At 42.6% G+C, this 13,033-nt stretch carries 12 protein-coding genes; 3 read left to right on the top strand and 9 right to left on the bottom strand.

Features of this window, described 5'->3' with window-relative positions:
- Positions 1-154: 154 nt before the first annotated feature.
- Together cysS and folE are read right to left on the bottom strand one after the other, a co-directional pair.
- A complete protein-coding gene (gene cysS / locus H1R16_RS09270) occupies positions 155-1,621 on the bottom strand; it encodes a cysteine--tRNA ligase (RefSeq protein ID WP_181886868.1) in 1,467 nt (488 codons plus the stop codon).
- A 32-nt stretch (positions 1,622-1,653) separates the two neighbouring features.
- Positions 1,654-2,319 carry a GTP cyclohydrolase I FolE gene (folE, locus tag H1R16_RS09265; protein ID WP_181886869.1) on the bottom strand — a complete coding sequence of 222 codons (666 nt, stop codon included), beginning with the start codon at positions 2,317-2,319 and terminating at the stop codon, positions 1,654-1,656.
- A gap of 96 nt (positions 2,320-2,415) precedes the next feature.
- Here folE and H1R16_RS09260 point away from each other — a divergent pair, with 96 nt between their 5' ends.
- The 3 genes from H1R16_RS09260 (at position 2,416) to H1R16_RS12355 (ending at position 6,272) form a co-directional block, all read left to right on the top strand.
- A complete protein-coding gene (locus H1R16_RS09260) occupies positions 2,416-3,570 on the top strand; it encodes a hypothetical protein (RefSeq protein WP_181886870.1) in 1,155 nt (384 codons plus the stop codon).
- A gap of 70 nt (positions 3,571-3,640) precedes the next feature.
- On the top strand, positions 3,641-5,032 hold the full coding sequence (locus tag H1R16_RS12360; RefSeq protein WP_318028034.1) for a hypothetical protein: 1,392 nt from the start codon (positions 3,641-3,643) through the stop codon (positions 5,030-5,032).
- Positions 5,013-6,272, top strand: coding sequence for a trehalase domain-containing protein (locus tag H1R16_RS12355; protein ID WP_318028033.1), 1,260 nt, complete (start codon positions 5,013-5,015; stop codon positions 6,270-6,272). Before H1R16_RS12360 ends, H1R16_RS12355 begins: the two co-directional genes overlap by 20 nt.
- 12 nt (positions 6,273-6,284) lie before the next feature.
- On the opposite strand, the gene H1R16_RS09250 is transcribed toward H1R16_RS12355, so the two are convergent.
- The 7 genes from H1R16_RS09250 to H1R16_RS09220 are packed head-to-tail and all read right to left on the bottom strand — an operon-like array spanning position 6,285 to position 13,026.
- Positions 6,285-6,704, bottom strand: a complete 420-nt coding sequence (locus tag H1R16_RS09250) for an OsmC family protein (RefSeq protein ID WP_181886872.1) — start codon at positions 6,702-6,704, stop codon at positions 6,285-6,287.
- A 14-nt stretch (positions 6,705-6,718) separates the two neighbouring features.
- On the bottom strand, positions 6,719-8,041 hold the full coding sequence (locus H1R16_RS09245) for a DUF58 domain-containing protein (protein WP_181886873.1): 1,323 nt from the start codon (positions 8,039-8,041) through the stop codon (positions 6,719-6,721).
- A 45-nt stretch (positions 8,042-8,086) separates the two neighbouring features.
- Positions 8,087-9,094 carry an AAA family ATPase gene (locus H1R16_RS09240; protein WP_181886874.1) on the bottom strand — a complete coding sequence of 336 codons (1,008 nt, stop codon included), beginning with the start codon at positions 9,092-9,094 and terminating at the stop codon, positions 8,087-8,089.
- Between the two features lie 44 nt (positions 9,095-9,138).
- Positions 9,139-10,293, bottom strand: a complete 1,155-nt coding sequence (locus H1R16_RS09235) for a hypothetical protein (RefSeq protein ID WP_181886875.1) — start codon at positions 10,291-10,293, stop codon at positions 9,139-9,141.
- Between the two features lie 22 nt (positions 10,294-10,315).
- Entirely contained in the window at positions 10,316-11,098 is a 783-nt protein-coding gene (locus H1R16_RS09230; protein WP_181886876.1) for a DUF4129 domain-containing protein, read from the bottom strand.
- Entirely contained in the window at positions 11,088-12,059 is a 972-nt protein-coding gene (locus tag H1R16_RS09225) for a DUF4013 domain-containing protein (RefSeq protein WP_181886877.1), read from the bottom strand. Before H1R16_RS09225 ends, H1R16_RS09230 begins: the two co-directional genes overlap by 11 nt.
- Positions 12,046-13,026, bottom strand: coding sequence for a stage II sporulation protein M (locus H1R16_RS09220; RefSeq protein ID WP_181886878.1), 981 nt, complete (start codon positions 13,024-13,026; stop codon positions 12,046-12,048). The genes H1R16_RS09225 and H1R16_RS09220 overlap by 14 nt, the downstream gene beginning before the upstream one ends.
- Positions 13,027-13,033: the final 7 nt, after the last annotated feature.

Below are 13,033 nucleotides of genomic sequence, written 5' to 3'. Positions count from 1 at the left end.
ACTAAATTAGCTATTTATTTAATATTCTGATACGTTTTTACGTAAAGTTTTATACTGACCGCATTTGTTATGATCAACTTATACATCCTTATATCAAAAAACACCGCTGCACGCGGTGTTTTTTGGTATTGAGACTACTTATGCAGATATTAATTCAGATGATAGAATAGGTGGTTCCTTCCCGTCCATCTTTTAACTGAATCCCTTTTTGGAGAAGACGGTCACGGATCTGGTCTGACAGTTCAAAGTTTCTGGCTTTCTTCGCCTGTGTTCTTAGGTCGATCAATACCTGCAGCGTTTCGTCCAGTTTACTGTTCCCGCTCTCTTCAATTGTCTGAAGGCCCAGCACATCAAAAACAATTTCATTCATAAAGGTTCGCAAATCTTCTAAATGACCAGCAGTTAATGTTTCTTTGCCGTCTTTCAGTTTAAAAATAAAATTCACAGCTTCAAACAAATGAGCAATTAGTATAGGCGAGTTAAAATCATCGGCTAACGCTTCCAAACATTTCTCCTTCCACAGAGCAAGATCAAATGACGATATTTCCGCAGTAGTGGTGACATTTTCAAGAATTGACAACGCATCCATAAGGCGGTTATACCCCTTCTCGCTGGCAATCATTGCATCATTAGAGATATCCAGAACGCTTCTGTAATGTGCCTGCATAAAATTGAACCGGACAATACTTGGATGAAAAGCTTTTTCAAAAAAATCGTTGTCTCCGTTTACCAATTCCATAGGCAGGATGTAGTTTCCCGTGGATTTACTCATCCTTTGCGCATTCATTGTGAGCATATTGGCGTGCATCCAGTAATTAACCGGCGCAACCCCGTTACAGGCTTTTCCCTGAGCGATTTCACATTCATGATGTGGAAATTTCAGATCCATGCCCCCACCGTGAATATCGAACTGATCACCTAAATACTTAGTTGACATTGCTGTACACTCCAGGTGCCAACCAGGAAACCCCGCACCCCACGGCGAATTCCAGCGCATAATATGTGCAGGTGAAGCTGCTTTCCAAAGCGCAAAGTCCTGTGGATTCTTCTTCTCCCCCTGGCCGTCAAGATCACGTGTATTGGCAAAAAGCTCTTCAATATTCCGTTTGGAAAGTTCGCCATAGTTCAAACCCCGGCTGTTGTACTCCTGAACATCAAAATAAACCGAACCGTTGCTTTCGTAAGCGAAACCTTTTAATATAAGATCCTGCGTAAGTTGAATCTGCTCCAGGATGTGACCCGTTGCCGTAGGTTCAATGGTTGGCGGTAAAAGATTGAATGTTTCCAGGACCTTGTGAAAGTCGACGGTATATTTCTGTACGATCTCCATAGGCTCAAGCTTTTCAAGCCTGGACTGTTTAACAAAACGGTCATTATTCACATCACCGTCATCGGTAAGGTGACCTGCATCGGTTATGTTGCGCACATAACGCACCTTATATCCGAAGTAGGTAAGTGATCTGTAGATAAAATCGAAGGACATAAAGGTACGGACGTTACCCAAATGAACATTACTGTAAACGGTAGGACCGCAAACATACATACCGACATTGCCTTGATGAATTGGTTTAAAAACTTCCTTTGCTCCGGTAATAGAGTTATAGACTTTAAGTTCTCTCATTTAAATTTGTGTCTGAATTTCAGTAAATGCAATTAGTCGAATTTAGCGTGCGTTCCTACGTAATGCAGGAATTCCTGTCTTGTGATTGGATTAGTACGGAAAATTCCGCTCAGTTCCGCCGTAATCGTTGAACTTGCGGTATCCTTAATACCGCGGCAGTTCACGCACAGGTGTTTCGCATCAATAATACATGCCACATCCTTTGTACCCAACCCTTCCTTGAGAGCTGATACAATCTGCATCGTCAGACGTTCCTGAACCTGCGGGCGCTTGGCATAATAATCCACTATCCTGTTTATTTTGGATAGGCCAATTACTTCACCGTTAGAGATATAAGCCACATGAGCCTTACCAATGATTGGCAAAAAATGGTGTTCGCAAAATGAATACACGGTGATATCCTTTTCCACCAGCATCTGGCGGTATTTGTATTTATTGGAGAAAGTGGAGATTCCGGGTCTGTTTTCCGGCAAAAGGCCACCAAAGATTTCATTTACATACATCTTTGCCACACGGCCAGGCGAATCCTTCAGCGAATCATCAGTCATATCCATCCCCAAAGTTTCCATAATCTGATGAAAATGGTGCTTGATTATCTCCACCTTTTCTTCCGGAGATTTTTCAAAAGCATCGTCCCGCAGCGGTGTATGCTCGCGTCCCGAAAAAATATCATCATCATTATCACTCAAATCGTTCATAGTCCAGTTATATAAGGCAAAATTAAGGATTTAAATTTTCTTACTATTTTAAAATCAACTCAAAAAATATTACATTCGCTTAACTAAAAAGATTTTATGCTGAAAGTTGTACCCGTCACGGGCGCAAAGGAGAAAAGGGAGTTTCTTGATTTCCCTGCACATCTTTACAAAGACGATCCCCAATACATCCGACCTCTGGACAAAGATGTGGAAGAGGTTTTTGACCCCCTTACAAACAAACTGTTTGCTTCTGGCAAATGTGAGCGTTTTCTCTTCCGCAACAGTAATGATGAAACGGTAGGCCGTGTGGCAGTATTCGTAAATCCAAAATATGAAAATGAACAGCCAACTGGTGGCTTAGGATTCTTCGACTCTATAAATAGTCAGGAGACCGCTGACTTTATTTTTGATCATTGCCGAAAGTGGCTGACCGAACGTGGAATGGAAGCTATGGACGGTTCAATAAATTTCGGCGAAAGGGATAAATTCTGGGGAGTGCTTACAGACGGCTTTACAGAACCACTGTACGGCATGAATTATAATGCACCTTATTATTCCACACTTTTTGAAAATTACGGCTTCAAAATCTACTATAACCAGCTCTGTTACAGCAGGCCTGTACATGGCGAAGTTTCCCGCGTATTCCGTATATTGCACAGCAAACATTCCAGAAATCCAGCCATTACCGCCCGGCCGCTTAAAAAGAATACGCTGGAAAAATTTGCCGCAGATTTCACAGAAGTCTATAACCGTGCGTGGGCCAGCCATGGGGACGGCAAAGTTTTGGAGTATAAGAAAACCCTGGAGATGTTTAAAAGCATGAAGCCAGTTATAAACGAACATATTTCCTGGTTTGTGTATGAGAATGAAAAACCGATCGCTGTTTGGATGAATATTCCTGATATGAACCAATGGTTTAAATACCTGAACGGAAAATTCGGTTTATTTGAAAAAATAAAATTTCTTTGGTTCAAGCGGTTCAGAAAAAACACAAAAATGGTAGGAATCGTTTTCGGGGTCGTGCCGGAATGGCAAAGAACAGGAATAGATGGCTATATGATATGGGAGGGCACCCAGCACCTGCGAACGCATACCGATTTTGAAACTACGGAACTTCAGTGGATTGGCGACTTTAATCCAAAAATGATTAAAATAGCTGAGGCACTGGATACAGTAGTAACAAGAAAACTTGCTACTTACAGGTTTCTGTTTGATTCTGAAAAGCAATTTAAAACCCATCCTATCCTGTAACAAAATCCGCATCCTGCACGGAATGGTCTTTTATAAAAAAAATTATCTTCGTTAGGTAAAATGTTGACTAATGAATGCTGAAAAGGAGAGATTACAAAATCCGGAATGGAAAAAGTGGGGACCTTATGTTAGTAACAGACAGTGGGGTACTGTACGCGAAGATTACAGTGCCACCGGCAATGCGTGGGGCTACACAACCTACATGGATGCCCTAAGCCGCACCTATCGCTGGAGCGAAGACGGTATTGCAGGAATCTGTGATCATAAACAAAGGCTCTGCTTTGCTTTCTCATTCTGGAACACAAAGGATAAAGTCATAAAAGAACGGTTCTTTGGTCTCAGCAATCATGAAGGCAATCATGGGGAGGATGTAAAGGAAATCTACTTTTACCTTGATAATACTCCCACGCATTCCTATATGAAGATGCTTTACAAGTATCCCATAAATGCGTTTCCTTATGAGCATCTCATTGCTGAAAACGCCCGTAGAAGCAAAAATGAACCTGAATTTGAACTGACAGAAACAGGTATTTTTGATAACGACGCCTATTTTGATCTGTTTATAGAATATGCAAAGACAGATAAGAATGACTTCCTTATCCGGCTTACGGCCATAAACCGCAGCAATTCAAAGGCCGCACTTGTAATCCTTCCAACAGTATGGTACCGGAATAATTGGGCCTGGGGCAACGGTACTTATGAACCGGAGTTAAGGGCAGGCGCACCGGGAAGTATAGAAATCAACCATGACAGCATAAGTATTAAAAGACTGTATGCCCGCGATCCAAATTGGAATATCCTGTTCTGCGGTAATGAAACCAACGGCAGTAAAATTCCGGGAACGAATTCAGAGGCGAAATATTTTAAAGACGGCATCAACGACTTTCTGGTTCATGGAAAGGAAGATGCTGTAAATCCTGACAAAACCGGAACGAAAGCCTGTTTCCTTGTAAATACTGAATTGGAAGCGGGTGAAAGTAGGACCTTTGATTTCCGGCTTAGTCCGCATGAAATGGAAGATGCGTTTTACGGTTTTGATGAGTTAATGCAGCAGCGTAAACTTGAGGCCGATGAGTATTACAGCATATTTCAGTGCGAAATTCCCGACGAAGACGAAAAAAACATACAGCGGCAGGCTTTTGCAGGACTTCTGTGGAACAAACAGTTCTACCATTATAATGTTTCCAAATGGCTGAAAGGAGATCCTAAGCTTGAAGCAAACCGCGATTTTAAAGCTCATGTGAGGAACCGCGAATGGGAACACATGCAGAACAAGGACATTATCTCCATGCCGGACAAATGGGAATACCCGTGGTTCGCAACCTGGGATCTTGCATTTCACTGTGTGCCCTTTGCGCTTATTGATCCGCAGTTCGCAAAAGACCAGCTTCGCCTGCTCACCAAGGAATGGTATATCCATCCTAACGGCCAACTGCCTGCCTATGAGTGGGATTTTCAGTGATGTAAATCCGCCCGTACACGCATGGTCTACTTTCCGCGTTTATAAGATCGATGAAAAAATAAACGGCCGTCCCGACGTCCCGTTTCTTGAAAGTGTGTTTCAGAAATTGCTGCTCAATTTTACGTGGTGGGTAAACAGGAAGGATAAAAACGGCAATAATGTATTTGGGGGAGGATTTCTGGGTCTTGATAATATTGGAGCCTTCGACAGAAACATGGTCTTTAAGAACGGTGACCATCTGGAACAGGCCGACGGTACCAGCTGGATGGCAATGTTTGCGCTCAATATGATGCGGATCTCAATGGAACTTTCGCTGCATAATCCGGTGTATGAGGATATGGCCATAAAGTTTTTTGAGCATTACCTCTACATCGCCGAAGCTATGGAGAATATAGGCGATGCCAAAGGCGGCCTCTGGAATGAGGAGGACGGCTTCTTCTACGACGTACTGCAACTCAATGACGGCGACTCCATTTCTCTGCAGTTAAGAAGTATTGTAGGTTTAATACCAATGTTCGCCGTAGAGATAATAGATCATGAGATTCTGGAGAAACTGCCCAACTTCACAAAAAGAATGGACTGGATCCTGAAAAACAAACCTCAGCTTGCAAACCTCGTGTCCCATTGGGAGGTAGAGGGACAGGGCGGCAAACACCTAATGAGCATCCTGCGTAAGACCAGACTTACACGAATCCTGAAAAGGATGGCTGATGAAAATGAATTCCTTTCCGATTTCGGAATCCGTTCTATGTCTAAGGTTTATGCTGAAGAGCCATTTAAATTTACTGTAGACGGTCAGGATTTCACAGTGCGTTACACGCCCGCTGAAAGTGACAGCCGCATGTTTGGCGGCAACAGCAACTGGCGGGGACCGATTTGGTTTCCTATAAATTTCCTCATTGTGGAAAGCCTGCAGCGCTTCTTTTACTATTATGGTGAGAGTCTGCAGATTGAATATCCCGCAAATAGTGGCGAGATGCGCAATCTGGACTTTGTGACCACGGACCTCAGCCGCCGCCTCTGCTCCATCTTCAAAAGGGATGAGAGAGGTGAACGCCCCTTCAATGGTGGCGACCCTCTAATGAACCACAACGAGCATTTCCGGGATTATATGCTTTTCCACGAATATTTTAACGGTGATACCGGTAAAGGCATCGGTGCATCACATCAAACCGGCTGGACCGCTACAGTAGCAAAGCTCCTGCAGCCTACGCGCACACCAAAAGGAAAATTTTCCTGAGGCCAGTAATTTCTAAACCGCTTCTCCGTTTACGGTGACTTCGTAGGTCACAGTCACATTAGGCTCCAGGGTTTTGGAAACCGAGCAGTATTTCTGAAAGGAGAGTTCTGCTGCCCGCAATGCTTTGGCCGGATCTATAATACCTTCCAGCATAAATTTCACCTTGATGTCTTTGAAGGGCTTAGCCTCATCAACCTGAATTCGTTCACCTTCTACCTCAGCAGAGAAGTCCGTGATTTCCTGCCTTTGCTTTTTCAGAATGCTTACCATGTCTATTCCGCTGCAGGCCGCTACGGCCATAAGCAAACTCTCCATGGGTGAAACACCTTTCGCATCGGGTTGCGAAGTATTGTCCAAAAGAATCGTGTTTCCTGCTGCATTGGTACATTCAAATAGATAATCTTCGTTAATTCTGTTTAATCTTATCTTCATTATAATTTCTATTGCTAAAGAAGTCCTCTGGCCTTTATCTCCAGATATTTATTAATTACCTCTATATTAAGATTTTCAGGAAGAGTATAAACGGAATATATACCATATTTTCTCAGTTCCTGCATAATCAGTTTCTTTTCGAATTCCAGTTTTTCTGCAATGATCTGGTCATAAACATCCTTCATATTTTCAGGATTTGTCTGGATAAGGTCATGCAGTTCGGAGTTCCGGAAAAAAACCACTACAAGTAAATGATTTTTGGCGATCCCCCGCAGGTATTTCATTTGCCGGTTAACTGCATCCAACGTTTCAAAATTGGTAAAAAGCAGGATCAGACTACGCTGCCCTACGGTAAACTTTACATCCTGATACAATCTGCTGAAATCACTTTCAAAGAAGTCAGTCTCGATTTGATACAGTGCTTCCGATATTTTACGCAACTGCCCGGATTTATTGTCGGCTGCTACTTTGTTTTCCGTTTTACGGCTGAAAGTCATAAGCCCTGCCCGGTCATTTTTTTTCAGAATGATATGACTGAGCGCCATGACAGCATTTACGGAATAATCCAGCGGACTAAGCCCGTTAAAAGGCATCTGCATTGTTCTTCCCTTATCAATCATCAAAAATATCCGCTGTGATTTTTCGTCCTGATACTGATTTACCATCAGCTGGTTTCGCTTTCCGGTAGCCTTCCAGTTAATGGTCCGGATATCATCACCCGGAACATAATCCTTAATCTGCTCAAATTCCATAGTATGGCCAAGCTTACGGATTTTTTTAAGCCCTCCCATCATGAACTCATTCTGGAGAGCCATCAGTTCATATTTCCGCAAATGGATAAATGAAGGGTAACATGGAAGCGAGTCTCCGTCCTGAAACTTAAACCTTCTGGAAACAAGTCCCAGTACCGATTTTACATACACATTAAGTTTGCCGAAATGGTAGGAACCACGGACTTTGGGAACTAGTGGATACTGAAAGGTCACATCTTCGCCCGCTTTCATACTTTTAGTTAGCAGGAAATCCCGTTTCTGAAACTGAAAAGGGATTTCGTCAATGATATTCACACTCACAGCAACGGGATAATTATTCTTTACACTAACTCTTATCTCATTCCGGTCGCCATTGGAAAGTTTTTCAGGAAGGGTTCGGTGACCAACCACCGCATTTTCTTTTGCAAAAAGCAAAAAGATATCGCTGGCCAGTGCCAATATACAAGCTATAAGCAAGGCATGAGCGAACCAGAGCAGTAGAGGCAAAAAAAACGCCAGTACATAAAGTGATCCCACAGCCAGGAGTGCCATATAAAAACGGGTATTGATATAAAGGTTCTTCATTTCTCCTGACAGGCTAGATATAGTTTATAATTATATTCAACGGGTTTATCTGGGGATCTCAATGGATTCCAGTATCTGCCTCACAATCTCATCTGCTGTCAGACCCTCCATTTCACGCTCAGGCGATACCATCACTCTGTGACGGAGCACTCCAAAACTTGCTTCTTTTATATCCTCAGGCGTTACAAAGTCCCTTCCGCGGATAGCTGCGAATGACTTGGATGCGGCCAGCAACGCTAATCCCGCCCTTGGCGAAGCACCAAGGTACAGGAATGGGTTCTCACGTGTATTTACGATTATATTGGCGATGTATTCCAGCAGGTGAGCTTCCACAACGATATTCCGTACCAGTTCCTGAAAACTTTTCAGCTCGGCAGCACTCACTACCTGTTCCACAGCGTCTGTTTTGTCGGCCAGTCTGTTGGAATGCTCATTTGTAATGATTGCTATCTCCTGCTGCAAATCCGGATAGCCCACATTCACCTTAAAAAGGAAGCGGTCCAGCTGAGCTTCCGGCAAACGGTAAGTACCTTCGTGTTCGATTGGGTTTTGCGTAGCTATAACCAAAAAAGGCTGCTCCATCTCATAACGGATACCGTCCATCGTAATCTGCCTTTCCTCCATCACCTCAAACAGAGCCGACTGTGTCTTGGCCGGTGAGCGGTTAATCTCATCTATCAGAATGAAACTGGAGAAAATGGGCCCTTTCCTGAACTCAAACTCGGTGGTTTTTGCGTTGAAGACAGACGAGCCCAAAATATCAGAAGGCATGAGATCCGGTGTAAACTGTATCCGGCTGAAATCTACATCAATTGTTTTGGACAGCAGCTTGGCAGTAATTGTCTTGGCAACTCCAGGCACACCTTCAATCAGTACATGACCATTGGCAAGAAGTGCGGCTATAAGATGCTCAATCATACTTTCCTGACCGACAATTACTTTTCCAATTTCATCTTTAACCAAATTCACACTATGGTGCAAATGCTGAAGGTCTATCCTCGGACGGAATTCTGCCGGGGACTCAGGCGTATTATTCATATCTGTATTTTGCATGTAGGTAAATATATCTAGTTTGTTTTTGTAAAAAAGTTTTCCGCTTATCTCAACAAGTTATCCAGTAAGGAATTCATTCGTATAAGTTCCTCCTTTGTAACATTTGCGGAAGGATCCTGGGCTTTACTGATTAGCACCACAGCCTCCTCCACTTCTGTGAGGTCATTGCCCGTTTTAAGAGAGAGTTTTTTGGTAAAATGCTCATCTAAAACCTTTGTATCAAGCAGAAGGTCAGTTCGTACTTTGTTCAGGAAATACTGGGCTTTCTTGGCCATCATATCGTGAAAATCGCCTTCCTGCAGGTACAGATTACCTATGCTTTTTACAAACTCAACAGATTTGTTCTGTAGCGGATGTATAACAGGTATGACACGCTGCCGCCGCTTCACATTGAAAATGACAAACATTGCCAGCGAGCCAAGAAACAGCCACCAGGCATACTTAAGTGTCGGTTGCGAAAGTATAAAGCGAAGCGGCGACGATGATGATTCGGAAGTGGCCTTTGTAAACCACAGCGTTTCCCTGTCCGGAAGATAAGAGAAAACATGCTGAACATATGCTTCGGAGCCGGGTTTAAGCAGATAATAATTGGTGAAAGCCAGCGGTTCCGAATGAAGATAGAAATGACCCCGGCCCCATTTCACTTTTATAAAATTGGCGGAAGGCATCATTTCATCAGATTCTACAAATCCTAATATTTCACTTTTTTTATCGGGACTGTCAAAGACCAGATTGGAAGGACGTTTGTCCAACAGAAGTGAATCGCTGTTAAATTTCCGGTCGGTAAGTTTAAGTCTGTCCAGCAGTTCCACATACTCGCCGGTTCTAAATTTCAGGGTATCAGCCAAAAGCTCTGGAAATACAGTACTTACAATCATTGCATCGGAACCATTATACACCTGATTCATTATTTTCTTTGCCGATTCCTGATCAATACGCTTCTGGAAGACAAAAATGTTATGAACACCATGGATACTGTCTCCGTAATACTTATAGGGCGAATTTTGCACCCTAACCAGTTTCTTACTAAACAGTGCATCAGCTTCGTTATTGAAAACATACATCCCAAAGGGAGATTTCTGCTGAACGTCATAATTCTTACGCCAGTCCGTGACCTCCCGTTTATTAAGTTGAAGGAGTGCCAGCAACACAAGAGTGATGATGAAAATAATACCGTAAAGCCGAAAAGTTTTATTCATAGTTGCGAACTGAGGTACAATTTTAATGAATTACCAGGTCAAACTTCGCCCTGAACTGCTTATAGTTGCTTTCATCAATGCTGAATTCGCCATACCAGACATTATCAAAAATATAAACCAGGTCCGTAAAATGCTGCCTAAGCCCAGGATCAGAAATTTCTGAAACATAGTCGCGGTTGGTTTTTTCCGGATTCCAGTGGATTGCATTTCTGTCAGTCAACATTTTAAGTACTTTTAAAAATCTGTACCGTACAGCCGACCGAAAATCGCCCTGTAGCTCATAACTGCGAATGGTTTCCTCAAAATTGATTTCATGAATATTCTCCTGCAGTTCAGTGCCGTAAATGATCACCTTCTGATTTTTCTCCTTATAAAAAATGCCATACCTTGAAATCAGGAAACGCAATAAAAAATAGAGCAAAAATGCGATCAGGCCAATGGCCAGGATGCGTATAATGACCCCTGTAATTCCCATGGCCTTGCCGGGATTCATTTCTCCAAAAAGATAATCTAAAATTTCGTCTATTTTCTTCAGGAATTGCTGCCATACAGACTCACGCGGGTTTACTGAAGAATAATCAAATTCCGGATCTGAATATTTCTTTCTGTAATCTTTCGGAAACTCTTTTGGAAAAACTACATTATCGGTGACCGACTGACCACGCAACAGAGAATCTGCCGTAGGAATACCTGCGCGGCGGTCAATAATTATCGAGTCAATTTCCGTACTACCGGTGACCGGTTCCTGCGCAGACAGCGCAGAGAAGGTAAAAAAGACATAAAAGAATATGAAACTAACCTTCATCGCGTCCTATTGCATCAATTTCAGATAGGTCTACCGTGCGGTGCAGATCGGTCCTGCTGTCATAATACATCAATCCCCCATTAACCAGGATCAGATTCATCAGTATAAACGATACCAGGATTGAAACTCCGTAGGTTATGAAGAGGATAATTCCCATGCTTCCTCCAAAAGGATTTTGAGGATCTACCCCACTGCCGGCATCTGCTGCTGCCAAAATACGGAACATCATAATTAGCATTGGTATCATCGTAAATACGGTAGTTACCACGTTTATGATCAGATACATTATAAAAGTGGAGCCCCAGTATTTCCATAATGGTGATTTATTTCTGTTATTGGCATAGCTGAACTGGGAGCGAAAAGCATAGCTCAGTGACTCAAAGAAACCCTGTCCTGTATTAAAATAGTGGAACAGCAGGAAATTGATCACATTCATTGCCAGCGGCATCAGAAACAGTAACATAAAGAAACCGATGATGATAATCATCAGCGCATAAGAAATACCAAAAACCACTAAAAAAATCGGCGCAATGACGAACAGCATGCCCAGGAAAAACAGGGCGAACCTGGAGACGTTATTTCTTAGGTCAGACAGGATTTCATCTGCTTTGATATCTGTGGTTCCCGTCTCACTTAGTCTTTTCATATAGAGAACCGGAAAGGTGTAGCTAATGATGCTGGCAGCAAGAAAAATTATAAATACCGCTACCAAAGAAAGACTGAGCACAAGCTGGTTTTCCAGAAAATACTCTTGCAGCAGGAAACTGTTACCATCTCCCGTGGCACCGGCAATTTGAGAAAACAGCTCTCTGTAACCAATAATAAATAACACCACCAGGAGGATAAGCAGCGGTCCGTTCAGCAGAAGCCAGTTTCGGAAGTAGTTTCTGCCATGCTCTTTAAAAAAGCCAAAGGTATCTGTAATGAGTGCACTGAAGTCTCTTGTTTTATAAAATTGCATTGGCAGGTATTTTCAATTTTCGGTGAACGATGTACGGATACACCAGGTAATAGAAGGATATGATGGAAAAGGAAAGCAATATAAATATCAGATTGAGAACAACAGGCATTTCCAGCGCATATCTGGTCACATACCCCTCAATAACACCGGCCATGACGGTAAACGGCACTGTACTCAAAAAGATCTTGAATGAATTTTTAAAACCTATTTTAAAAGAGTTAAAGCGTGAGTACGTACCCGGAAAAAGTACAGATGCCCCCAAAACAAGGCCTGCCATTGCCTCAACCACCATGCTGAATATTTCGAATATGCCATGCAGCCAAATACCGCGGGCACTTTCCTGCAGCGCTCCCTGCTGATGAAAGAAATACTGAAATGTACCCACCATAATGGAATTCTGCATAAGTACGTACACTGTGCCCAAACCTCCAAATATACCGTAAACAAAGAGTTTGGCACCAACAGCGAGATTATTGACAATTATATACACCATCATCCCCCAGTTGGAACCCTGCTGATACACACCCACTGCATTTTCCTGCTTAATATTTTCAAGAGTACGGTTCACATAATCTTCACCGAGAATGAGTTTTGAAAAATCTTTGTCATAATAGGTGGATATCATGCCGATAAGGGTAAATAGAAAAAAGAACAGAAATGCATAACCCAGAAATCTACGGTACTGGTGCACCAGCAGCGGCACTTCAGTGAGGAAGAAATAGGTGAGCCGGTTTTTCTCGGTTCGTCTCGTTTTGTAGATTCTCTGAAAGATCCTCGTGGAAAGATGATTAAGATAAACGGTAGTTTTACTTTTCGGGTAGTAGGTTTGAGCAAATGAGAGGTCATTCAGAAGATTAATGTACAGCGAAGAAAGGTCGTCTGGATTTTTTTTAATCTTTCCATCCACAACCTGTTCAATTCCCAGCCATTTTTCTTTATTTTGTTTAATAAAAGCCACTTCCCTCATACGAAGC

Source organism: Marnyiella aurantia, assembly GCF_014041915.1.
Lineage (GTDB): Bacteria > Bacteroidota > Bacteroidia > Flavobacteriales > Weeksellaceae > Marnyiella > Marnyiella aurantia.
This window is presented reverse-complemented; position numbering and strand designations above follow the sequence as displayed.

Bases quoted from the DNA above. Each gene is read 5' to 3' on its own strand.
- H1R16_RS09225 (WP_181886877.1), bottom strand. From the start codon at position 12,059: ATGCAATTTTATAAAACAAGAGACTTCAGTGCACTCATTACAGATACC.
- H1R16_RS12355 (WP_318028033.1), top strand. From the start codon at position 5,013: ATGAGTGGGATTTTCAGTGATGTAAATCCGCCCGTACACGCATGGTCT.
- H1R16_RS09230 (WP_181886876.1), bottom strand. From the start codon at position 11,098: ATGAAGGTTAGTTTCATATTCTTTTATGTCTTTTTTACCTTCTCTGCG.
- H1R16_RS09250 (WP_181886872.1), bottom strand. From the start codon at position 6,704: ATGAAGATAAGATTAAACAGAATTAACGAAGATTATCTATTTGAATGT.
- H1R16_RS12360 (WP_318028034.1), top strand. From the start codon at position 3,641: ATGAATGCTGAAAAGGAGAGATTACAAAATCCGGAATGGAAAAAGTGG.
- H1R16_RS09260 (WP_181886870.1), top strand. From the start codon at position 2,416: ATGCTGAAAGTTGTACCCGTCACGGGCGCAAAGGAGAAAAGGGAGTTT.
- H1R16_RS09235 (WP_181886875.1), bottom strand. From the start codon at position 10,293: ATGAATAAAACTTTTCGGCTTTACGGTATTATTTTCATCATCACTCTT.
- H1R16_RS09245 (WP_181886873.1), bottom strand. From the start codon at position 8,041: ATGAAGAACCTTTATATCAATACCCGTTTTTATATGGCACTCCTGGCT.
- H1R16_RS09240 (WP_181886874.1), bottom strand. From the start codon at position 9,094: ATGCAAAATACAGATATGAATAATACGCCTGAGTCCCCGGCAGAATTC.
- cysS (WP_181886868.1), bottom strand. From the start codon at position 1,621: ATGAGAGAACTTAAAGTCTATAACTCTATTACCGGAGCAAAGGAAGTT.
- folE (WP_181886869.1), bottom strand. From the start codon at position 2,319: ATGAACGATTTGAGTGATAATGATGATGATATTTTTTCGGGACGCGAG.
- H1R16_RS09220 (WP_181886878.1), bottom strand. From the start codon at position 13,026: ATGAGGGAAGTGGCTTTTATTAAACAAAATAAAGAAAAATGGCTGGGA.